Genomic DNA, 21834 nt, shown 5'->3' with positions numbered 1-21834 from the left:
GCGAGCGCGAACGCCGACCATAGCGCCCCCGCCGCGCCCCCGAGCATGGTTCGACGCTGCATCGTGTCTCCTGGTTATCGTGCCATCACTGAGCGGTGCTGCGATAGAGCAAGTACGACTCTCTTTGCTCGGAAAACGCATCCAATTCGTCGGCCCAGACGGCCGTGACCTCGTCGACGTCCGCGCCGGCCTCGATCGCGAGGCGCACGGCCTGGTTCCCTGACAGCTTGTCCAGCCAGAACGAGGTCACGTCCTGTGACCGCCAGCCGTACTGCGGGAAGGCCCGGCGCTGCGCGATGATCATCGCCAGGGCCGTCCTGATCGGATCGAATTCATCCCTTCGGGTGACTTGCAGTTCGAGGCCGCCGCAGACCTTTCCCGACCATTTCGAGAATGTGGGGGTGAAATACGCTTCACGGAAGGAAGCGCCCGGCAGCCCCTCCAGCGACTCCGACCACGCGTGGTCGATCCCGGGGGCGCCGAGGAACTCGAACGGCTTGGTGGTGCCCCGGCCCTCCGAGAGCGCGCTCGCCTCGAACAGGCACGTCCCCGGGTACGCCACGGCGGTGTTCACGGTGGGCATGTTCGGCGACGGGGGCACCCACGGCAGCCCAGTCTCCTCGAAGTACATGCTCCGCCTCCAGCCCTCCATCTTGACGACCGCCAGGTCGACCGGCTGGGCGAGGAACTCGCCGTTGAACAGCGTCGCCAGCTCGCCCACGGTCATGCCGTGGCGCTGCGCGATCGGCTTGAGGCCGACGAAGGTCGCGTGCTCGGGGTGGAGGACGGGCCCGCTCGCCGCGAGCGCCGACCCGGGGTTGGGCCGGTCGAGGACGACGAAGCGCAGGCCGAGCTGCCCGGCGGCCTCCATCGCGAGGTACATGGTCCAGATGTAGGTGTAGAACCGCGCGCCCACGTCCTGGATGTCGAAAACCACGGTCTCGATCCCGGTCTCGGCGAACACCTCCGCCATCCGGTCCATGTCGTTGTACGCGTTGTACACCGGCAGCCCGGTCTTGGCGTCGAGGAAGAAGTCCTCGCCCTCGCCGGCCTGGGAGACGCCGCGGAAGCCGTGCTCGGGCCCGAAGACCGCGGAGATGTCGACCTTCCCGCTGCCGTGCATGAGGTCCACCTCGTGGCTCAGGTCGGGGAGCACGCCGGTGGGGTTGGAGATGACGCCGACCCGCTGGCCCGAGAGGTCGCGGAAGTCCCTGCGGGCGAGGACCTCCACGCCGGTCCTGACGCGGCGTCCGCCGCGGGCGGCGGCGGGTGCGGCGGCGGTGGCCGCGAGCGCGGCGCCGGCTACGGCGCCGCCGATGACCATCCTGCGTTTCACTGGTGCTCCTAGTAGCTCAGGCCGTGGCCGAATGGGAACAGGACGCCGGCGCCGTCGGCGCGGGGGATGTCGACGGGCAGGCGACCCTGCGGGTTCACCGAGCCGAGGATCGCGTGGACGGCCGATTCGAGGCCGTCGAGGGAGTACGAGTAGGTCGCGAGGTAGGCGTTGGGGAGGTCGCCGAGGTACGCGATGTCGTAGGGGTTCTGGACGCCGAGCGCCACGACCGGCGTGCCGGTGGCCGCGAGGGCCGCCACCAGCGACACCTGCCCGGGGTTGAGCTTGGTGTTGTTGGTGGACACCACGATCAGGCCCTTGCCCGCGGCGGCGGCGACGGCCGCGTCGATCTGCGCCTGCGTGGGCGCGGCCCCGGTGACGAGGTTCGTCTGGGACCACCCGCGGTTGGCGAACTCCCCGGCGAGGCGCGCGACGGTGGTGACGCCCCAGCCGGTGACGAGGACGGAACCGCCGTCGGTGGGCACTGGGAGCGTCCCGTCGTTGGTGACGAGGGTCGTGGTCCGGTCCGAGAGCCCCTGCGCCGCTTCGAGGCTCGCGGGGATCCCGACGACGTCGTCGACGAGCTCGGGGTCGGCGTACGGGTCGCCGAAGAGGCCGAGCCGGTACTTCAGGCCGAGGATGCGCGTCACCGACTCGTCGATCCGCCGCTCGGTCAGCTCGCCGGTGCCGACCGCCGCCAGGACGGCGTTGTAGGCGATGTCGATGTGCTCGGGCATGAGGAGGACGTCGGCGCCCGCGAGGAGCGCGAGGACGGGGATGCGGTCGTCGCCGTAGCCGTTGCGCACGCCCTCCATGCGCAGGGAGTCGGTGATGACGACGCCCTCGTAGCCGAGCTCCTCGCGCAGCAGCCCGGTGAGGATCTCCTCGGAGAGCGTGGCGGGCCGCAGCGAGTCGTCGAGGGCCGGGAACTGGATGTGCGCGGTCATCACGAGGTCCACGCCGGACTCGACGGCGGCGCGGAACGGCGGGGCGTCGATCGCCTGCCACTCCTCGTAGGTGTGGTCGATCCGCGGCAGCTCGCTGTGGCTGTCGTCCTCGGTGTCGCCGTGCCCGGGGAAGTGCTTGACGGTGGCGGCGAGGTCGCCGCGGGCCTGGTACCCCTCGACCTGGGCGGCCACGAACGCGGCGACGTGCTCGCCGTCGGACCCGAAGGAGCGCACGCCGATGACGGGGTTGGCGGGGTTGACGTTGACGTCGGCGTCGGGCGCGAAGTTCTGGTTGAGCCCCATGGCGCGCAGCTCGGTCCCGGCGATCACGGCGGCGGCGCGGGCGGCCTCGGGGTCGTGGGTGGCGCCGAGGGCCATCGCGCCGGGCAGCTGCGTGGCGGGCGGGCCGATGCGGGTGACGAGGCCGTGCTCCTGGTCGGTGGCGATGAACAGCGGCGTGCCGCAGTCGTCGAGGGCCGCGTCCTGGAGACCGTTGGAGAGGGCGGTGATCTGGGCGGGGTTCGCGACGTTGTTGGACCAGGCGAAGTAGATGATGCCGCCGAGGTGGTACGTCTCGATCAGCTCGGCCGCGTTGTCGACGCCGTGCGCCGCCTGGTTGCTCGCGACGTCGGCCGCGGCGGTGGTGTCGGCGGTCTGGCCGTACGCGTAGGTGGTGAAGAGCTGGCCGACCTTCTCCTCCAGGCTCATGCCCTTGAGGCGGCGCTTGACGAAGCGGCGCTCGCCGCGGTCGCCGTGGGCCTCGGCGGTGCCGGCGGCGGCCACCGCCGCCGCGGCCCCGAGGGCGGCGGCGAGCACGGTCCGGCGGGGATGCGTCTCCATGGAGCGACTCCAGTCTGTGCGGGGGTCCGGGTCCCTTTTCGACGGGGTTTGCCCGATCCGCTCATCCTGGCAGAAAACTTCATGTAAAGGCAAGACTACGGAGAGAATTTTCAAATCGCGTGCCCGCCCCGCTCAGGCCAGCGCCGGGACTCCGAAGTGGAGCGTTCCGGCGTCTGCGTCCAGAGTCGCCTTGAGCCCCAGCGGAATCGTGAGCGACGGGACGCAGTGCCCGAACCCGAAGTCCCACGCCACCGGCACGCCCAGGCCCCCGAGGAGGTCCTCGAACAGGGCCCGGACCTCCGCCTCGGGCCCGCAGTCGGTCCACGAACCGAGGACCACCCCGGCGACCCCGTCGAACCACCCGGCCCGCAGCAGCTGCGTCAGGGCCCGGTCGAGCCGGTACGGCGCCTCGCCGACGTCCTCCAGGAGCAGTAGGCCCCCGGCGATGCCCTCGCGGTGCTCGGCGGTGCCGATCCCCGAGGCCAGCAGCGTCAGCGTCCCGCCCACGGTCACGCCCTCGGCCGTGCCCCCGACGATCGCCTTCGCGCCCGGCGGCGCGAGCGTCTGCACCCGCTCGGGCGCGAACAGGGTCAGCCGCAGGTGCTCGCGCATCGCCTCGTCGGTGACGAACGCCGACCAGCCCGGCATGGGACCGTGGATCGTGGCGGTGCCGAGGTTGAGCGCGATCGCCTCGTGCGCGGCGGTGATGTCGCTGAAGCCGACGAACGCCTTCGGTTCGGCACCGCGCAGACGCACCCAGTCGACGCGGTCGAGCATCCGCTGCGCCCCGTAGCCGCCCCTCGCGCAGATCACGGCGGCGAACGACGGGTCGGCCCACGCGGCCTCGAAGTCCGCGGCCCGCTCGGCGTCGCTCCCGGCCAGGTAGGCGCCCTGCGCCGCCGCGTGCGGCGCCAGGACCGGCTCCAGGCCCCACGAGCGCAGGACCCCCAGTCCCGCTTCGAGGTTCGCAGGCGGCGTGGGGCCTGCGGGGGAGACGACGGCGACCCGGTCGCCGGGGACGAGGCGCCGCGGCCGGCGCAGCGGTGCCAGTGTCACGGCGCCAGCCCCAGGTCGAGGCCGGGGCCCTCGAAGCCGAAGACCTCCGCGTACAGGGCGTGTTCGGCGAGCACGGCGTCCTCGATGGTCGCCGCCCGGCGGAAGCCGTGCTGCTCGCCCTCGTAGGTCCGGTAGGCGTGCGGCACGCCGCGGCCCTCGATCCGCTCCAGCAGCAGCTCGGCCTGCGCGGGCGGGCAGATCTCGTCCTCCAGGCCCTGGAGCAGGAGGAACGGGACCTCGATCCGCTCGGCGTGGTGCACCGGCGACCGCTCCGCCGAGCGCTCCTCGAGCGGCCCGCCCGGCGGTCCCACGAGCGAGTGCACGTACTGCGACTCGAAGTCGTGCGTGTCGTCGCCGCTCCACAGCGCCAGGTCCAGGATCGGGTACTTCACCACCGCGCACGCGTACACGCCCTGCGCCGCAGGGGAGGTCAGCGACGCCGCCGCGGTCCAGCCCCCGGCGCTGCCGCCGCGGATCGCGATCCGGCCCGGATCGGCCGCGCCCTCGGCCGCCAGGGCCCGCGCGACCGCCGCGCAGTCCTCCACGTCGACCTCGCCCCACGCCTCGCGCAGGCGCTCGCGGTAGGCCCGCCCGTACCCGGTGGACCCGCCGTAGTTCACCTCCACGACGCCGATGCCCCGCGAGGTGAAGTACGCCAGCTCCATGTCGAGCACGGCCCGCACGGCGCTGGTCGGCCCGCCGTGGACCCACACCGTGTACGGCGGGCGCTCGCCCTCGGGCCCCTCGTGCAGGGGGTTGCGGGGCGGGTAGACGTGCGCGTGGATCTCGCGGCCGCCCGGCCCGGTGAAGGTACGGTGCTCGGGCACCGGCAGGTACGCGCGGTCGACCGCGTCGGCGTGCTCGGCCGCCACGACCTTCGCCGCGCCCGAGCGGGCGTCGACCTCGACCACCTCGTAGCCGGTGTGCGCGCTCGCGGCCAGGCCGTACACGGTGTCGCCGACGGCGGCGAGCCCCGGCGACCACTCGGTCCAGGGCCCCTCCACGGGGTTCATCCGCCGCTCCCAGGAGTCGAAGACCCCCAGGCGCCCTTCGCCTCTGCCGTGGACGGCGGCGATGTCGCCGCCGGCGAGGATCTGGAACCACTGCGACCCGAGCGTCCACAACGGACCTGCGAACTCGGCCTCGGCCTCCAGGACCGTGCCGTGCTCCCCGGTGTGCGGGTCGAGCCAGTGCAGGTTCCACCAGCCGGTGCGGTCGCCCGCGAACACCAGCGTCTCGTCGCGGGTCCACTCGACCTGCGCGATGGACTCGCCGCCGCCCCCGGCGACGGTGCGGACCTCGGCCAGGCCGCCGTCCGCGGTGATCTCGGCGACCCGCAGTTCGGTCTCGTCCCAGGGCATGTGCGGGTGGTTCCAGGCGATCCACGCGATGCCCGCGCCGCTCGGGCTCACCCGCGGGCAGGCCAGGAACCGGTACGAGTCGTCGGTCAGCTCCCGGTGCACCGCGTCGTCGCCGGAGCGCGTCAGGTCCACCGCGGCGAGCACGCGCCGCACGTCGGTCGGGTTCGGCCCGGTGTGCTCCTCCAGCACCGCCCACGCCTCGCGCCGCTCCACGTCCACGACCGGCTCCGACCAGCGCATCGCGCCCGGGAAAGCCGGCGCCGGGCTGACCGGCCGCGGGTCGCGGCGCCCGTCCGGCTCGAACACGTACAGCCGCTGGTCCTCGTAGTTCGTGAACACGATGACCGGGCCGTCCTCGCCGATCGCGCCCGCCCACGGGCGGCCGCCGTACTCGTGGACGCGGTTGCGCACGTTCCACGGCGCCGGCAGCACCGACTCGGTCGTGCCGTCCTCCCTGCGCCGCACCAGGGCCCGCCGCCCGCCCTCGGACGGGCGCGGCTCGGTCCACCACAGCTCGCCGCCGACGGCGCCGAGGAACCCCGGCCGCCCGTCCGACGCCGCGACCAGGTCGGTGCCGATGGGGGAGTCCCAGGCGCCGTAAGGGGATCGCTTCACGTTCGTCTCCTATGCGTTGAGCAGGAAGTCGTCCAGGACGCGCAGACCGAACCGGAGCCCCTCGACCGGGACCCGCTCGTCCACGCCGTGGGCCAGTCTTCCGTACCCGAACCCGGGCGGCAGCGCCAGCGGCGAGAAGCCGTACCCGGTGATCCCCAAGCGCGAGAACTGCTTCGCGTCGGTCCCGCCCGACATGCAGAACGGCACCGGGTGCCCCTCCGGGTCGTGCTTGACGATCGCCGCCCGCATGGCCGCGAACGTCGGCGAGTCCACCGGGGCCGTCAGCGACCGCTCCCGGTGCGCGTACCGCCACGCGACGTCCGGCCCGCACAGCGCGTCCATCGTCGCCTCGAACTCGTCCTCCCCGCCCGGCACCACCCGGCCGTCCACTTCGGCCCTGGCGTGCTCGGGGATGACGTTGACCTTGTACCCGGCCCCCAGGACCGTCGGGTTCGCGCTGTTGCGCAGCGTCGACTCGACCAGCTGCGCCGCCTCGCCCAGACCCGTCAGGTCCTCGTAGTCGGGCGCGACGCCGTGCAGCGCGGCCAGCTCCGCGACCGCCGCCTCCACCACGGGCGTCACCCGCAGCGGCCACTCGTGCGCGCCGATCCGCGCCACCGCGCTGGCCAGTTTGACGACCGCGTTGTCGGGGTTCTTCTTCGAGCCGTGCCCGGCCCGGCCGCGCGCCGTCAGCTCCAGCCACGCCGTGCCGCGCTCGCCCGCCGCGATCGGGTAGACCCGCAGCGCCTCGCCGTTCGCGGCGGTGCTGTGGAAGGTGAACCCGCCGGACTCCGAGACCCCCTCGGTGCAGCCCTCGAACAGGGCCGCGTGCTCCTCGGCGAGGTACCGCGAGCCGTAGTCGGCCTCGGCCTCCTCGTCGGCGACGAACGCGAACACGATCGACCGCCGCGGCCGCACGCCGTCGCGCGCCCACGACCGCACGGCCGCGAGCATCATCGCGTCCATGCCCTTCATGTCGATCGCCCCGCGGCCCCACAGCATCCCGTCCGCGTCGACCTCCCCCGAGAACGGGTCGACGCTCCAGTCCGCGGCCGCGGCCGGGACCACGTCCAGGTGCCCGTGCACCAGCAGCGCCGGGGCCCCTGGGTCCGTCCCCTCCAACCGGGCGACCACATTGGAGCGCCGCGGCTCCTTCTCCACGAGCACCGGCTCCAGCCCGGCCTCGACGAGCCGCTCCGCCGCGTACTCCGCGGCCGCGCGCTCGTCCCCGTCGCCGCCGCCCCGGTTCGTGGTGTCGAACCGGATCAGGTCCCGGGCGAACTCCACGACCTCCTCGAGTGCCTTGCCGTCAGCCATACTGCTCCTCCATCGCCGCGCTCGCGAGCGTCGTGACCGCCTTGAAGCAGCGGATCGCCTCGTACATCGTCTCCGTCTCGTACCCGACGCGCCGCTCGCCGCACACCGCCACGCCCGGCACCACCGTCACCGCGCGCGCCAGGTGGTCCGCGTCGAACTCGACCTCCACCCGGTGCGGCGCCACGACCGGCTCGTGCCGGACCGCCAGCGCCGCGGCGGCCGCGGCCCCCGCGGTGATCGCCTCGGCCGTCACCTCCGGCGGGTCGCACAGCGCCGCGTACCGCGAGACGCACTGCTTCACCTGCACGCCGACCGCTTCGGGCGCATAGCCGCTCGCGTCCTCGACGGTCCTGTCGTCGCCGATCACCATGATGACCGGCACCCCGAACTCGGCCGCCACGGCCGCGTTCAGCCGCCCCTCGCTCGCGCGCACCCCGTCGAGCCACACGCCCGTGATCGAGTTCGCCAGATACGTGTGCGCCAGCACCCCTTCGGCGCCGGCCCCCGCGTGGTACCCGAGGAACACCACGCCGTCCACGTCCCCGTGCTGCACGCCCTCCATCATCGAGAGGTCCTTGTGCCGGCCGGTGATCATCGCCGCCCGCGGATCGAGCCGCTCCAGCAGCAGGTTCCGCATCGACCAGTGCGCCTCGTTCACCACCACCGCGTCCGCGCCCTGCATGAACAGGCCCTGGACCGCCGCGTTCACGTCACCGGTGAACACCGGCCGCATCCGCTCCCAGCCCGGCCCGCCCGGCAGCACGTCCTCGGGGCAGGTCACGCCCGTCGCGCCCTCCATGTCGGCGCTGATGAGGATCTTCACGCCGCCATCCTCGCATGCACGAGATGGCAGGCGGTCGCGTGCGCCTCCGGCCCGATCACCGGGTCCTCGCCCTCGCACCGCCCCAGCACCGTGAGCGCGTTCCCCGACGCCACCTCCTGGCAGCGCGGCCGGAACCGGCACCCGCCCGGGATGCGCGACGCGTCCGGCAGCTCGCCCGCCAGCACGATCGGCTCCGCGACAGGCGAGTCCGGGAGGACCGACACCAGCGCCCGCGTGTACGGGTGCTGCGGGTCGGTGAGCACCTGCTCCACCGGGCCCTGCTCCACGATCCGGCCCAGGTACATGATCGCGATCCGGTCCGCGATGCTCCACGCCAGACCCAGGTCGTGCGTGATGACCAGCGCCCCCAGACCCGCGTCCTCCTTGAGCCGCAGCAGGAGCGAGAGGATCTCCCCGCGCACCGACGCGTCCAGCGACGCCACCGGCTCGTCCGCGACGAGGATGCTCGGCTCCAGCACCAGCGCCCCCGCGATGACCACGCGCTGCCGCTGCCCGCCGGAGAGCTCGTGCGGGTACGCCAGGAAGAACCGCTCCGGCGGCCGCAGCCCCGCCCGCGCGAGCGCGTCCGCGACCCGGCCCGGCTCGTCGTCGGAGATCCCGTGGATGCGCAGCCCCTCGGCCACCGCCTCGTACACGGTGTGCCGCGGGTTCAGCGCCCCCGACGGGTCCTGCAGGACCAGCTGCACCTGCCGCCGGTACGCCTTGAGCGCCTTCGTGGACCGCCCCAGCGGCGCCCCGCCGAACGCGACCTCCCCGCCCGTGGCCGGCTCCAGCCCCAGCAGGGTCCGCGCCAGCGTCGTCTTCCCGCAGCCGGACTCGCCGGCGAGCGCCACGATCTCCCCGGGCGCCACGTCCAGGTCCACCCCGTCCACGGCCCGCGCGGTCCGCCCGCCGGGCAGCCCGAACTCGACCCGCAGCCCCCGGGCCGTCAGCACCTTCTCCGCGACCTCATGCGACGACAACGGGCTCCCCTTCCTGGGCGACGAAGCACGCGCTCGAGCGCGCGCCCTCGATCCGAAGCAGCTCCGGCGACTCCTCGCCGCACCGCTCCACGGCCACCGCGCAGCGCGGCCGGAAGGAGCAGCCCTCCGGCAGCCGCGCCGGGTCCGGCGGATCGCCCGCCAGGCCGCCCGGCCGCAACCGGGCCGCGGGGTCCCCGATGACCGGGAACGCCGCGCCGAGCGCCGCCGAGTACGGGTGCCGCGCCTGCGCGAACACCTCGTGCGCCGGCCCCTGCTCCACCACCCGGCCCGCGTACATGACCGCCGCGGTGTCGCACACCGACGACAGCACCGACAGGTCGTGGCTGATCATCACCAGCCCCACCCCGCGCTCGGACACCAGGCCCGAGATCAGCTGCAGCACCTGGGCCTGCACCATCACGTCGAGGGCCGTCGTCGCCTCGTCGGCGATGATGAGGTCCGGGTCGCACGCCAGCGCCATCGCGATCATGACGCGCTGGCGCTGCCCGCCCGACAGCTCGTGCGGGTAGCTCCGCGCCCGCGAGGGCGGCAGTCCGACCCGCTCCAGCAGGCCCTCGGCCCGCTTCGCGGCCACCGACGGGCGCAAGTCCCTGTCGTGCACCAGCATCGGCTCGGCGACCTGCCGCCCGATCCGCTGCACCGCGTTGAGCGAGTGCATCGCCCCCTGGAACACGATCGACGCGCCCGTCCACCGCACCCCCCGCAGCCGGCCCCACCCCATCCGGAGCAGGTCCTCGCCGTCGAGCAGGATCTCCCCGCGCACCTGCGCGGACTTCGGCAGCAGCCGCAGCACCGCCATCGCCAGCGTCGACTTGCCGCAGCCCGACTCGCCCGCGATGCCGAGCGTCGTCCCGGCCTCGACCGTCAGGTCCACGCCGCGCACGGCCGGGATGCGTCCGCGCGAGCCGGTGTACGTGACGTGCACGTCCCGGAACTCCAGGAGCGTCATGAGGGCTCACCTCGCAGCCTCGGGTTGAACACGGCCTCCAGGGCCCGGCCGCACATCATGAACGCGAGCACGACCAGCAGGATCGCCAGGCCCGGCGGCAGCAGGTACCACCAGGCGTGCGCCGAGACCGCGCCGTTGTCGCTGGCGCGGTTGAGGATCGACCCCCACGACACCACGTTGGGGTCGCCCAGGCCCAGCCACGCGAGCGAGGACTCCATGAGGATCGCCGAGGGCACGAGCAGGGTCGCGCTGGCGAGCACGAGGGGGAGGACGTTCGGCAGGATGTGCTTGGTCATCTGGTGCCAGTGCCCGGCGCCGAGCGCCCTGGCGCGCTCCAGGTAGGGCCGGGACTGGACGGTGAGCGTCTGCGCCCGCACCAGCCGGGTGGTGCCCGACCAGGAGACGAGCGCGATGACGACGATGGTGGTGCCCATGCTCCGGCCGAGCACCGCGAGGAGCGCGATGGCGACGACGAGGCTGGGCAGCACCATGAACCAGTCGGAGATCCGCAGGGCGAACCAGCCGTACCAGCCGCCGACGTGGCCGCTGGTGACGCCGACGGTCGTGCCGATGACGATCGCGACGACAGTGGCGGTGAGTCCGATGAGGAGTGACAGGCGCGAGCCCCACAGCGTCAGCGCGAGGATCGAGCGGCCGACCTCGTCGGTGCCGAGCGGGAACTCGGCGCTCGGGGGCGCCATCCTCCCGCCGGTGGCCTGGGTGACCGAGAGCGCCGACTCGTCGATGAGGACCGGTGCGGCGAGCGCGAGGACCACGATGGCGCCCAGGAGGACCAGTCCGATCATGCCGGTGCGCTGGGCCCGGTAGGCGGCCCAGGAGCGGGCGAAGGACTGCCGCCTGCGGGCCCATGCCAGGCGGCGCCGCGCGGCCTTCGGCGAGGCCGGGGTGGTGGATGTCGTCATGACTTCCGAATCCGTGGGTCGATGAACCAGTAGAGGATCTCGGCGGCGAGCACCGCGAGGATGGTCGAGGCCGAGAAGAGCACGAACAGCGCCTGGAGGACCGGCCGGTCGGGGTAGAAGATCGCCTGCACGAACAGGCTCCCGAGGCCGGGCCAGCTGAAGACGGTCTCGGTCACGATGGAGCCGTTGACGACGCCGCCGATCGCGAGGAACACCAGGGTCACGGTGGGCAGCAGCGCGTTCGGCACGGCGTGCCGGTCCCGCACCTGGTCGTCCCGAAGCCCCTTGGCCCGCGCGGTGGTCAGGTAGTCGTTCCCGATCTCGTCCAGGATGGACGACCGCATGATCATCAGGTACCCGGCGTACACGACGGCGGTGTAGGTGAGGACCGGCAGCACCAGGTGGTGCGCGATGTCGGCCGCCTGCGGCCAGAACTCCGGCGGCGTGCTCGGCGAGCGCATCCCGTTGACCGGGAAGATCCCCAGGTACCTGGCGAAGACCAGGATGACGATCATGCCGAGCCAGAACGTGGGCGCCGAGTACAGCAGCAGGCCGGTGGCGACGTGGCCGCGGTCGAACCGCGAGCCCTGCCGCCAGCCCGTGCGCGTCCCGATCCAGAAGCCGAGCAGGACCGCGAGGACCATGCCGGTGCCCGAGAGCAGGATCGTGGCCGGGAGCCGCTCGACGATGAGGTCGAAGATCGGGCGCCGGTACTGGAACGAGTCGCCGAGGTCCATGGTGAGCGTGCCGGTGATGTAGTCCCAGAACTGCTGCCACATGGGCTGGTCGAGGCCGAGCTCGGCGCGGAGCGCGGCGCGCTCCTCCGGCGAGACGGGCCGCTCCTTGGTGAGCTGGTCGATCGGGTCCCCGGCGATGAGCCGGAAGATGAAGAACGACGAGAACAGCACCAGCAGGAGCGACACCGCGGCACCGCTGACGTGCTTGAAGAGGTACCGCCCGAAGCCGCTCGACGAGCGGCCCGGGCGGCGCCCCGTGGACGGGGCCGGCGCGGCCCCGTCCACGGGTGTCGGACTGTCGGCGGTCATTCGCGCTCGTCCGCCGTCTTCCTGCGCCGCAGCGCGAACACGACGCCGCCGGCGATGACGACGACCACGGCGGCCGCCACGGCGATCCAGACCCAGGCCGGGGTGCCCTCCTCCTCGGCCCCGCCGACCGGCTGCGCCGAGACGTAGGCCCAGGCGTAGCCCTGCTGGCCGGTGATCATGCCGCCCTCGCTGGGCTGAAGCGTCATGCCGGTGATCTTGTCGCTGTTGTACGCCTCCAGCACGTTCTGGTAGTACAGGTAGATCACGGGCGTGTCCGCGTACATGAGCGCCTGCTGCTGCCGCACCAGCTCGGCGCGGGCGTCGGGGTCGGACTCGACCTTCTGCTGCTCGTGGAGCGCGTCGAACTCCGCGTTGCAGTAGTTGTTCTCGCTGGAGCGCTCGGTGCCGTCGGTGAGGGTCGGGAGCACCGCGCAGGTGTGCATGCCCAGCTGCTCGGTCGGGTTCGGCCCGACGCCCCAGCCGGAGAACGCGATGTCGAACTCGCCCAGGTACGCCAGGTCGTTCAGCGTGCCCTGCTCGATGGCCTCGGGCTTGATCTCCAGGCCCAGCTCGGCCCACCACTCGGACACGAACTGCACGATCGTGGCGTAGTCGGTGTTGTCGGCGTGCTGGAAGAACCGGAAGCTCAGCCGCTCCCCGGTGCCCGGCATCGTCCTGATGCCGTCGTCGCCGCGCACGTACCCGGCCTCGTCGAGGAGGGCGTTGGCCGCGTCGATGTCGAACGCCAGCAGGTCGTCCCCGCCGTCCCAGTGGTACTGCTCGAAGATCTCCGGGATGATCGAGGTCGCGGGCTGGCCGTTGCCGTCGAGGACGGTGTCCACGAGCGCCTGCTTGTCGATCGCCATGTGCATGGCCTGGCGCACCACCGGGTCCTTGAGCGCGGGGTGCCCGTCCCCGAACTCGGTGCCGTCCTGCGTCACCGAGTTGTAGTTGATGGTCAGCGAGACGTACCGGCGGCCCTGGGCGTTGTTGACGGTGATGCCGTCCTGGCCCTCCAGGGCCCCGATCTGCGCCGGGTTGAGGCCTGAGACCACGTCGACCTCGTGGGCCTCCAGCGCGGCCACCGCGGCGTCGTTCTCCGCGTAGTAGTCGAAGACGATCTCGTCGAACCCGGGCGCGCCGTCCCAGTAGTCCTCGTTCGCCTCCAGCCGGATGAACTCGTCGGTCTGGTACTCGGTCACCTGGAACGGGCCGGAGCCGACCAGCGGCAGCTGGTTCGCGTCGTCGGCCGACGGGTCGGGGTACTGCGACCAGACGTGCTCGGGGACGATGAACACCTCGCGGGTGAGCACGTCCCACGGGGACGGCTGGGCGAGCGTGAGCACGAACGTGGTGTCGTCGGGGGCCTCGGCGCTCACCAGGTTCCCGGCGAAGTCGATGTTCCAGTCGTGGATGGCCTGGTTCTCGATGAGCAGGCCGTACGTGTAGGCGACGTCCTGGGCCGTCAGCGGCTCGCCGTCCGACCACTTCGCGCCCTCGCGGATCGTGAACGTCCAGGTGAGACCGTCCGCGGACTCCTCCCACTCGGTCGCCAGACCCGGCACCGGCTCGTAGTCGGCGCCCATGCGCACGAGCGTCTCGTACGTCATGATGCTGGTGTTGTAGGTGATCACGAACCGCCGCTTGAACGGGTTGAACGTGTCGACCTCCTGGCTCGTGGCGATGAGCAGGGAGTCCTTGTCCTCCTCTTGGGCCGCCGCGCCGGGCGCGGCGACGGCCAGCGCTCCGGCCGACATCAGGAGCGCGGCCGCGGCGGAGAGGAGCCGCCGCGTCAGGGCATGGGGATTCATGGGGTGCAGGTCCTCGCATTCGGTTCCGGGCGCCTGGCGATCCCGCGGCGTGCAACTCGCCGCGGTCCTCAGATGTATCGGACAGCATGACGGAACACTTCTTGACTTGTCAACGATGTGAAGAAAGTTTTCATTGCTGCAACATGAGTCCACTGCGAACTCCCGAACCCCCTCGCCGGACCCCCGGTCTCCAGTAGATTCACGGCACTACTGTCGGTCAATCGGGGGTCACGGTGTGGAACTGGCTTGAGGAATCGCTCGTCGCGCACCCCGAGATCGCGATCTTCCTCGCGCTCGGCCTCGGCTTCCTCGTCGGCAAGCTCAAGATCAAGGGCATCGCCCTCGGCCCGGTCACCGGCACGCTCCTCGCCGGCGTCCTCGTCGGCATCGTCTTCACCGGCATCGACATCCCCGACCTCGTCAAGACCGTCGCCTTCGTCGCCTTCCTGTTCGCCCTCGGCTACAACGTCGGCCCCCAGTTCTTCGCCGGCCTCAAAGGCGACGGCCTCAAGCAGGTCCTCCTCGCGGTCATCAACTGCGTCTTCGGCCTCCTCGTCGTCATCGTCCTCGCCAAGGCCCTCGGCTACGGCCCCGGCTGGGGCGCCGGCCTCCTCGCCGGCGGCCTCACCCAGTCCGCCGTCATCGGCGTCGCCGACTCCGCCATCGCCGCCCTCCCCGGCCTCAGCGCCGACGAGGTCAAGGAGATGGAGTCCCAGGTCGCCGTCGGCTACGCCGTCTGCTACCTCTTCGGCACCGCCGCCGCCGCGTTCTTCCTCTCCACCATCGCCCCCCGCATGCTCGGCTCCAAGAGCCTCGCCGCCGACGCCCACGCCATGGAGCAGCAGCTCGGCGTCGCCAAGGAACCCGGCATCGGCCCCGCCTACTACTCCGTCGTCCGCCGCTCCTACCGCGTCACCGGCGGCTCCGTCGTCGGCCGCACCGTCGGCGACCTCGAGCAGCGCGCCCTCGACCTCGGCCACCGCATCATGTTCCACGACCTCCGCCGCGGCGACACCGTCCAGAAGACCGGCCCGTCCACCGTCCTCGAGACCGGCGACGTCGTCACCCTCGCCGCCCGCCGCCCCGACCTCGTCGCCCTCAGCGTCGACCAGTGGGGCGAGGAGGTCGACGACGAAGCGCTCCTCGACTACCGCGTCGAGACCCTCCCCATCGTCATCACCAGCAAGAAGCTCGCCGGCCAGAAGATCGGCCCCGCCTTCGCCGAGCACGCCCCGCGCCTGTTCGTCACCAAGGTCGTCCGCGGCGGCCAGGAGATCCCCTGGAGCGACGACACCGTCATCCACGGCGGCGACGAGATCACCGTCCAAGGCGGCAAGGACGAAGTGGAGGCCGTCTCCGGCGACCTCGGCTACCCCAACCGCGCCAAGGACGCCACCGACATGAGCTACGTCGGCTTCGGCATCGTCGTCGGCGCCCTCATCGGCGTCCCCACCATCGCCGTCGCCGGCGCCGACATCGGCCTCACCACCTCCGGCGGCGCCCTCATCATGGGCCTCGTCTTCGGCTGGCTCCGCGCCAAGTCGCCCACCTTCGGCCAGTTCCCGCCCGCCGCCAACTGGATGCTCTCCACCGGCGGCCTCTGCATGTTCGTCGGCATCGTCGGCATCATGGCCGGCCCCGACTTCATCTCCGGCGTCAAGTCCGAAGGCCTCAGCCTCGTCTTCGCCGGCCTCGTCGTCACCCTCCTGCCGATGGTCCTCACCATGTACCTCGGCAAGTGGCTCTTCAAGATCCCCGTCCCGGTCAACCTCGGCATCACCGCCGGCGCCAACACCACCACCGCCTCGATCGGCGCCATCACCGACACCGCCAAGAGCCAGATCCCGGTCCTCGGCTACACGATCCCCTACGCCATCGGCAACGTCCTGCTGACGATCTGGGGCGCGGTCATCGTGGCCGTCCTCGCCTGACCCGCACATCCGAAAGGGAGCCACCATGACCACGGTCGACCGCGACGAAGAGCGCCGCCTCGAAGGGCTCAGCCCCTTCGAACTCAAGAACCGGCTCATCGAGCTGGCCGGCGAGAACGAGAAGGCCAACGCCCTCGCCATGGTCAACGCCGGCCGCGGCAACCCCAACTGGACCGCCACCGCGCCCCGGGAGGCGTTCTTCCTCCTCGGCCAGTTCGCGGTCACCGAGACCCGCCGCGACTGGGACGAGTTCGAGAGCTTCGGCGGCATGCCGCAGAGCGACGGCATCGCCCAGCGCCTCGACGACTACCTCAAGGCCAACGCCGCCGCGCCCGGCGCCGCCGCGCTGGCATCCTACGTCGCGCACGGCACCGACGTTCTCGGCTTCGACGCCGACGACTGGGTCGGCGAGCTCGCCGACGCGATCATCGGCGACCACTACCCGGTCCCGGACCGGATGCTCGTCCACGCCGAGCAGGTCGTCCACGCCTACCTCGACGCCGAGATGGGCGGCGCGCCCAAGGGCGGCTGGGACCTGTACGCGGTCGAGGGCGGCACCGCCGCCATGTGCTACCTCTTCGACTCCGCGCAGGTCAACGGCCTGCTCCACCGCGGCGACCGGATCGCGCTGATGGTCCCGATCTTCACGCCGTACCTGGAGATCCCGCTGCTCGACCGGTACGCGTTCGACATCGTCTCCCTGGAGGCGTCCACGACCTCCGCCGAGGGCATCCACACCTGGCAGTACCCGGACGAGGAGATCGACAAGCTCAAGGACCCGTCGATCAAGGCGCTGTTCCTGGTCAACCCGTCGAACCCGCCATCGGTCAAGCTCGCCGAGGCCACGCTGGAGCGCATCCGCGACATCGTCGCGAACCACAACCCGGGCCTGACGATCATCACCGACGACGTGTACGGCACGTTCACCGACGGGTTCACCTCGCTCATGTCGAGCCAGGCCGCCAACACCATCGGCGTGTACTCGTTCTCGAAGTACTTCGGCTGCACCGGCTGGCGCCTCGGCGTCATCGCCGTCGCGAAGGACAACGTCTTCGACCAGCGCATCGCCGCGCTGGAGGAGACCCGCACCGCGGCCCTGCGCGAGCGCTACGCGTCGATCACGCTCGAACCGGAGAAGCTCAAGTTCATCGACCGCATCGTGGCCGACTCGCGGGACGTCGCGCTCAACCACACCGCGGGGCTCTCGACGCCGCAGCAGGTCCAGATGGTCCTGTTCTCGCTCCACTGCCTCACCGACGCCGAGGGCCGCTACAAGCGCGACTGCCAGGCCGTCATCGCCCGCCGCCTCAAGCAGCTCGTCGAGGGCCTCGACGTGCCCTACCCGGACGACGCCGAGGCCGCGCACTACTACGTGGAGCTCGACCTGCTCAGCTGGGCGGCGCGGAACTGGGGACCGGAGTTCGCCGACTGGATGCAGGCGAACTACGAGCCGGTCGACCCGATCTTCCGCCTCGCGCAGGAGGAGTCGGTCGTCCTGCTCAACGGCGGCGGCTTCGACGGGCCCGAGTGGTCGGTCCGCGTGAGCATGGCGAACCTGCGCATGGACGCCTACAAGCGCATCGGCGCGGCCCTGCGCCGCATCGGCGACGAGTACCACGAGGCCTTCCAGGCGAGCAGGCGGTAGCCCGGCATGGACTGGATCAAGTCGACACTGGAGTCGACGCCCGAGATCGCGCTGTTCGTGTGCCTGGCGCTCGGCTTCGCGGTCGGGCGGGTGAAGATCTGGAAGATCTCCCTCGGCGGCGTCGCGGGGACGCTGATCGTGGCGATCTTCCTCGGCATGGTCGCCGACATCGAACTGAACGACCAGGTCAAGACGATCGCGTTCGCGCTGTTCATCTTCACGCTCGGCTACATCTCGGGTCCGACGTTCTTCGCCAGCCTGAACCGCAAGAGCCTGCGGTACGCCACGTTCACGGGCATCGAGGTGGTCTCGGTCCTCGCGATCACGGCCGCCGCGGTGCTCATCATGAACCTCGACGTCGGCACCGCCGCGGGCCTGCTCGCGGGCGGCGCCACCGAGTCCGCCGCGGTCGGCACCGCGACCGACGCCATCGGCCGCCTCGACCTGTCGGCCGACGAGATCGCGACGCTTCAGGCGAACGTCGGTACGGCCTACTCGATCTCGTACATCTGCGGCCTCATCACGATCGTGCTCCTGTCGAGCCAGTTCTTCCCGCTCATCATGCGGGTGAACCTGCGCGAGGAGGCCGCGAAGCTGTGGGAGAAGCTCGGCGGCGCGAGCGACGACGCCACCGCCGCGCCCGCGGCCCCGGCGGTCGTCGGACGCGAGTACCTGGTCACGACCGCGGCCGGCCGCACCGTCGCCGAACTCCAGGGCGACCTCGGCGAGGCCACCGTGGAGGAGGTCTTCCGGTCGGGCGCGAAGGTCGAGCTCGCCCCTGACCTCGCGCTCGCCCAGGGGGACAAGGTCCTCGTGGTCGGGCGCCGCGAGGCCCTCGTCGGCGCGGCCGCGAGCATCGGCACCGAGGTCAACCTCGACGAGTCGATGGGGATGAACCTCGACCTCGCCGACGTGGTGGTGACCCGCAAGGGCTACACCTCGTCCACGCTCGGGCAGATCAGGAGCGACTTCGAGGAGGAGCGCCAGGGCATCTTCCTGCAGCGGATCACCCGAGGCGACCACGAGCTGCCCGTGCAGCCGAAGACGCTGATCCAGCGCGGCGACACGCTGCGCCTGGCGGGCGCCTCGCGCGACATGCAGCGGGTCATCCCCATGGTCGGCTTCCGGATCGACCCGAAGGTCACCTTCGACATGGTGTTCATCGCGGTCGGGGTGGTCCTCGGCTTCCTCATCGGGATGCTCGTGTGGACGGTGGGGACGATCCCGCTGACGCTCGGCACCGGCGGCGGCTGCCTGCTCGCGGGCCTGCTGTTCGGCTGGATCCGCTCGAAGCGGCCGACGTTCGGCCAGTACGACTCGGGCGCCGCCGACGTCATCAAGACGCTCGGCCTCGCCACCTTCATCTGCGCGGTGGGCCTGTCGTCGGGCCCGCAGGCGGTGGAGCTGGTGGAGCAGTTCGGCATCGGCCTGCCGATCGCGGGCATCGCGATGACCGCCATCCCGGCGTTCATCTCGCTGTTCGTGGCCTGGAAGGTCATGAAGCTGCCCGCGCCGCTCACGCTCGGCGCGGTCACCGGCCAGCAGTGCTCGACGCCCGGCGTCACCGCCGTGCAGGGCGCCGCCGGCAACGCGACGCCGCTCATGGCGTACACGATCGTCTACGCGTTCTCGAACGTCGTGCTGCCGCTGCTGGGGCCGATCGTGGTCGCCATGGCGCACGCGATCGGCTAGGGAGGTCCGGGGCCCCGGGCCCCGGACTACAGCCGCCAGGCCCCGGCGGTGTTCAGCATGATCGAGTACACCGAGTCGGTGGCGGTCACGAACAGGCGGTTGCGTCTGGGGCCGCCGAAGACCAGGTTCGACACCGCGGGCTGCGGGATCGGGAGCGTCCCGAGGTGGGCGCCGTCGGGGTCGAAGCAGTACACGTCCGCGGCCGCGGCCCACACGCGGCCCTCGACGTCGGTGCGGAGCCCGTCGAAGTTCCCGCCGGGCGACTCCGCGAACACGCCGCCGCCGCTGAGCGACGCGCCGTCGACCGCGAAGGACCGGATATGCCCGCCCGCAGTGTCGGCGATGTAGAGGGTCCGCTCGTCGGGGGAGAACGCGAGCCCGTTGGGCCGCTGGAAGTCGTCGGCGACCCGCGCGACGGCGCCGGTCCCGGGGTCGATCCGGTACACGTGGCAGCCGTCGATCTCCGGCTCGGCCCGGTGCCCCTCGTAGTCGCTGGTGATCCCGTACGGCGGGTCGGTGAACCAGACCGCGCCGCCCGAGTCGACCACCGCGTCGTTGGGGCTGTTGAACCGCTTCCCCTCCCACCGGTCGGCGAGCACGGTCACCGAGCCGTCGAGCTCGGTCCGGGTCACGCGCCGCGCGCCGTGCTCGCAGGAGACGAGGCGGCCCTGCCGGTCGAGGGCGTGGCCGTTCGTGTGGCCCGCGGGGGAGCGGAAGACGCTCACCGAGCCGTCGGTCTCGTCCCATCGCAGCATCCGGTCGTTCGGGATGTCGCTGAACAGCAGGTACTTCCCGTGCGGGACGTAGACGGGCCCCTCGGTCCACCGGCCGCCGGAGTAGAGGCACTCGAGGTAGTCGTCGCCGGCGACCGCGAACCGGTCGTCGTGCGCCTCGAAGCTCACGAGCGTCTTGCCCATCGGGGGCCTCCTGTGGTCGCAGTGGTGTCGCCGCCGAATCTACGGGATCGACGGTTGTCGATTTATTACGCTCTGTTCATTGTGTCGCCGGTGTTACCGCTCTACCCTGAGACTGCCGCGCCGGGAACGGGCCCGGCCGCGCCCGACAGACGGGAACACACACATGGGACCGGCACTCCCCAGACACCGCAGACGACGCCTCGGCATGGTCCTGGCGGGCATGGCGTCCGTCGCGATCGCCGCCAGCCTCGCCTCCTTCGCGATGAACCCCGCCTCGGCCCAGACGGCCGGGTGCGACGTCGAATACCAGATCACGGCCCAGTGGCCCGGCGGCTTCAACGCCAACGTGGAGGTCACCAACCTCGGCGCCGCCGCGGTCGACCCCTGGCGCGTCGAGTGGGACTACGCCAACGGCCAGAGGGTCACCAACGCCTGGAACACCACCGCGACCCAGTCCGGCGCCCACGTCACCGCCGTCGGCGTCGCGTACAACCAGCGCCTCACCACCGGCACCACCGTGAGCTTCGGCTTCTCCGGCACCACCGCGGGCTCCCAGAACGCGGTCCCGGCCGCGTTCACGCTCAACGGGACCCGCTGCACCGGCGACACCACCCCCTCGGACCCGCCCACGAGCGCGTCGCCGTCCCCCACGGCCACGCCCACCGGCAACCCCGGCCAGGAGGACTGGAACCCGCCCTCGAACCTGGTCCAGCCGCTCAACGAGGTCTGGGCGCACGTCGAGGACACCTACAACCTGAACTTCCGCAACTTCGGCTGGGACCAGGTCATGGCGACCGGCGGCACCATCGACTACTGCGTCCGCTGGGACTCGCAGAACACCGTGACCGCCCAGACCCGCGACCAGATCGCGGCCAAGCTGCAGGACCAGTACAACCGCTGGTTCGACCAGATGGCCGGCTGGAACGAGTGGCCGTTCGACGAGATCGAGGTCAACGTGGTCGGCTGGGCCGCCTACGACCGCGACCTCCTCCAGTGGAGCGACGACTCCGTCGACGTCTACATCGGCGACATCCGCGAGGACGCCCCGCAGTGCGCCGAGGAGTGCGGCCGCTTCTTCCACCAGGACGGGAACTACTCCCAGTGCCCCGGCGGCGAGGCCCACCACTACGACCAGAGCCTGTGGCTGACGCAGGGCATGGGCGGCGGCGCCGGCGGCGACTGGGGCCAGCGCATGGGCCAGGAGTACTTCGTCAGCGCGCTCAACCAGGCCCAGATCCACATCTACCTGCACGAGCTCGGCCACACCTTCGGCCTCGACGACTTCTACGACTGGACCCCCACGGGCCAGTGCTGCTTCATCATGAAGGCCGGCTCCTCCAGCACGATCACCACCTTCGACCAGTGGATGCTCAGAGACTGGTGGCGCCACCTCAAGAGCCGCTACGGCTACTAGCGGCCTCCGCTCCGGCGGCGGCGGGCCCGGCCCGCCGCCGTTCGGCGTTCCCATCGTCCGGTCGAGAGTGGTGTCGGTCCCGATCTGGTCGGCAAGGACCGATAGTGTTTAGCATTGTCGAACGCGGCAGCGTTCAAGAGAGCACAGTCGAAGCGCGGCAGTGTTCACCTGAACGTCGTTGCCGCATCCTTGACGGGACCGGAACGGAGG

At 71.6% G+C, this 21834-nt stretch carries 16 protein-coding genes; 4 read left to right on the top strand and 12 right to left on the bottom strand.

Annotation, left to right across the window (positions count from 1 at the left end):
- Positions 1-85 precede the first annotated feature (85 nt).
- The 11 genes from ABD419_RS14150 to ABD419_RS14100 all read right to left on the bottom strand — a co-directional run bounded on the left by ABD419_RS14150 (position 86) and on the right by ABD419_RS14100 (position 14025).
- Positions 86-1324: an exo-beta-N-acetylmuramidase NamZ family protein gene (locus tag ABD419_RS14150; RefSeq protein WP_344488026.1), complete on the bottom strand. Its 1239-nt coding sequence runs from the start codon at positions 1322-1324 to the stop codon at positions 86-88.
- Between the two features lie 20 nt (positions 1325-1344).
- A complete protein-coding gene (locus ABD419_RS14145; RefSeq protein ID WP_344487441.1) occupies positions 1345-3120 on the bottom strand; it encodes a glycoside hydrolase family 3 protein in 1776 nt (591 codons plus the stop codon).
- Positions 3121-3252: 132 nt separating this feature from the next.
- The gene (locus tag ABD419_RS14140; RefSeq protein ID WP_344487439.1) at positions 3253-4176 is read right to left on the bottom strand and encodes a S66 peptidase family protein; all 924 of its coding nucleotides are present in this window, start codon (positions 4174-4176) and stop codon (positions 3253-3255) included.
- Positions 4173-6152, bottom strand: coding sequence for a prolyl oligopeptidase family serine peptidase (locus ABD419_RS14135; RefSeq protein ID WP_344487437.1), 1980 nt, complete (start codon positions 6150-6152; stop codon positions 4173-4175). The genes ABD419_RS14140 and ABD419_RS14135 overlap by 4 nt, the downstream gene beginning before the upstream one ends.
- Positions 6153-6161: 9 nt before the next feature.
- Positions 6162-7469, bottom strand: a complete 1308-nt coding sequence (locus ABD419_RS14130) for a M20/M25/M40 family metallo-hydrolase (protein ID WP_344487435.1) — start codon at positions 7467-7469, stop codon at positions 6162-6164.
- Positions 7462-8292 carry a M55 family metallopeptidase gene (locus ABD419_RS14125; RefSeq protein ID WP_344487433.1) on the bottom strand — a complete coding sequence of 277 codons (831 nt, stop codon included), beginning with the start codon at positions 8290-8292 and terminating at the stop codon, positions 7462-7464. The genes ABD419_RS14130 and ABD419_RS14125 overlap by 8 nt, the downstream gene beginning before the upstream one ends.
- Positions 8289-9275, bottom strand: a complete 987-nt coding sequence (locus ABD419_RS14120) for an ABC transporter ATP-binding protein (RefSeq protein ID WP_344487431.1) — start codon at positions 9273-9275, stop codon at positions 8289-8291. The genes ABD419_RS14125 and ABD419_RS14120 overlap by 4 nt, the downstream gene beginning before the upstream one ends.
- Positions 9262-10245, bottom strand: a complete 984-nt coding sequence (locus ABD419_RS14115; protein WP_344487429.1) for an ABC transporter ATP-binding protein — start codon at positions 10243-10245, stop codon at positions 9262-9264. The genes ABD419_RS14120 and ABD419_RS14115 overlap by 14 nt, the downstream gene beginning before the upstream one ends.
- Positions 10242-11168 carry an ABC transporter permease gene (locus ABD419_RS14110; protein ID WP_344487427.1) on the bottom strand — a complete coding sequence of 309 codons (927 nt, stop codon included), beginning with the start codon at positions 11166-11168 and terminating at the stop codon, positions 10242-10244. The genes ABD419_RS14115 and ABD419_RS14110 overlap by 4 nt, the downstream gene beginning before the upstream one ends.
- Positions 11165-12214, bottom strand: a complete 1050-nt coding sequence (locus ABD419_RS14105) for an ABC transporter permease (RefSeq protein WP_344487425.1) — start codon at positions 12212-12214, stop codon at positions 11165-11167. The genes ABD419_RS14110 and ABD419_RS14105 overlap by 4 nt, the downstream gene beginning before the upstream one ends.
- Complete coding sequence (locus tag ABD419_RS14100; protein WP_344487424.1) at positions 12211-14025, bottom strand: ABC transporter substrate-binding protein; 1815 nt, start codon at positions 14023-14025, stop codon at positions 12211-12213. Before ABD419_RS14100 ends, ABD419_RS14105 begins: the two co-directional genes overlap by 4 nt.
- Before the next feature lie 233 nt (positions 14026-14258).
- On the opposite strand from ABD419_RS14100, the gene aspT (ABD419_RS14095) reads away from it, so the two are divergent.
- The 3 genes from aspT (ABD419_RS14095) to aspT (ABD419_RS14085) are packed head-to-tail and all read left to right on the top strand — an operon-like array spanning position 14259 to position 19293.
- A complete protein-coding gene (gene aspT, locus ABD419_RS14095) occupies positions 14259-15956 on the top strand; it encodes an aspartate-alanine antiporter (protein ID WP_344487423.1) in 1698 nt (565 codons plus the stop codon).
- A 25-nt stretch (positions 15957-15981) separates the two neighbouring features.
- Positions 15982-17601: a bifunctional aspartate transaminase/aspartate 4-decarboxylase gene (locus tag ABD419_RS14090; RefSeq protein WP_344487422.1), complete on the top strand. Its 1620-nt coding sequence runs from the start codon at positions 15982-15984 to the stop codon at positions 17599-17601.
- A 6-nt stretch (positions 17602-17607) separates the two neighbouring features.
- The gene (gene aspT / locus ABD419_RS14085; RefSeq protein WP_344487420.1) at positions 17608-19293 is read left to right on the top strand and encodes an aspartate-alanine antiporter; all 1686 of its coding nucleotides are present in this window, start codon (positions 17608-17610) and stop codon (positions 19291-19293) included.
- A gap of 26 nt (positions 19294-19319) precedes the next feature.
- On the opposite strand, the gene ABD419_RS14080 is transcribed toward aspT (ABD419_RS14085), so the two are convergent.
- Positions 19320-20210 carry an SMP-30/gluconolactonase/LRE family protein gene (locus ABD419_RS14080; RefSeq protein WP_344487418.1) on the bottom strand — a complete coding sequence of 297 codons (891 nt, stop codon included), beginning with the start codon at positions 20208-20210 and terminating at the stop codon, positions 19320-19322.
- A gap of 163 nt (positions 20211-20373) precedes the next feature.
- On the opposite strand from ABD419_RS14080, the gene ABD419_RS14075 reads away from it, so the two are divergent.
- Positions 20374-21624 carry a cellulose-binding domain-containing protein gene (locus tag ABD419_RS14075; protein WP_344487416.1) on the top strand — a complete coding sequence of 417 codons (1251 nt, stop codon included), beginning with the start codon at positions 20374-20376 and terminating at the stop codon, positions 21622-21624.
- Positions 21625-21834: the final 210 nt, after the last annotated feature.

This window comes from Glycomyces endophyticus, assembly GCF_039531525.1.
GTDB classification, from domain to species: Bacteria; Actinomycetota; Actinomycetes; order Mycobacteriales; family Micromonosporaceae; genus Glycomyces; species Glycomyces endophyticus.
This window is presented reverse-complemented; position numbering and strand designations above follow the sequence as displayed.

Coding starts and splice junctions, on each gene's coding strand:
- ABD419_RS14100 (WP_344487424.1), bottom strand. CDS start 14,025: ATGAATCCCCATGCCCTGACGCGGCGGCTCCTCTCCGCCGCGGCCGCG.
- ABD419_RS14075 (WP_344487416.1), top strand. CDS start 20,374: ATGGGACCGGCACTCCCCAGACACCGCAGACGACGCCTCGGCATGGTC.
- ABD419_RS14110 (WP_344487427.1), bottom strand. CDS start 11,168: ATGACGACATCCACCACCCCGGCCTCGCCGAAGGCCGCGCGGCGCCGC.
- ABD419_RS14150 (WP_344488026.1), bottom strand. CDS start 1,324: ATGGTCATCGGCGGCGCCGTAGCCGGCGCCGCGCTCGCGGCCACCGCC.
- aspT (WP_344487420.1), top strand. CDS start 17,608: ATGGACTGGATCAAGTCGACACTGGAGTCGACGCCCGAGATCGCGCTG.
- ABD419_RS14105 (WP_344487425.1), bottom strand. CDS start 12,214: ATGACCGCCGACAGTCCGACACCCGTGGACGGGGCCGCGCCGGCCCCG.
- ABD419_RS14090 (WP_344487422.1), top strand. CDS start 15,982: ATGACCACGGTCGACCGCGACGAAGAGCGCCGCCTCGAAGGGCTCAGC.
- ABD419_RS14115 (WP_344487429.1), bottom strand. CDS start 10,245: ATGACGCTCCTGGAGTTCCGGGACGTGCACGTCACGTACACCGGCTCG.
- ABD419_RS14145 (WP_344487441.1), bottom strand. CDS start 3,120: ATGGAGACGCATCCCCGCCGGACCGTGCTCGCCGCCGCCCTCGGGGCC.
- ABD419_RS14130 (WP_344487435.1), bottom strand. CDS start 7,469: ATGGCTGACGGCAAGGCACTCGAGGAGGTCGTGGAGTTCGCCCGGGAC.
- ABD419_RS14080 (WP_344487418.1), bottom strand. CDS start 20,210: ATGGGCAAGACGCTCGTGAGCTTCGAGGCGCACGACGACCGGTTCGCG.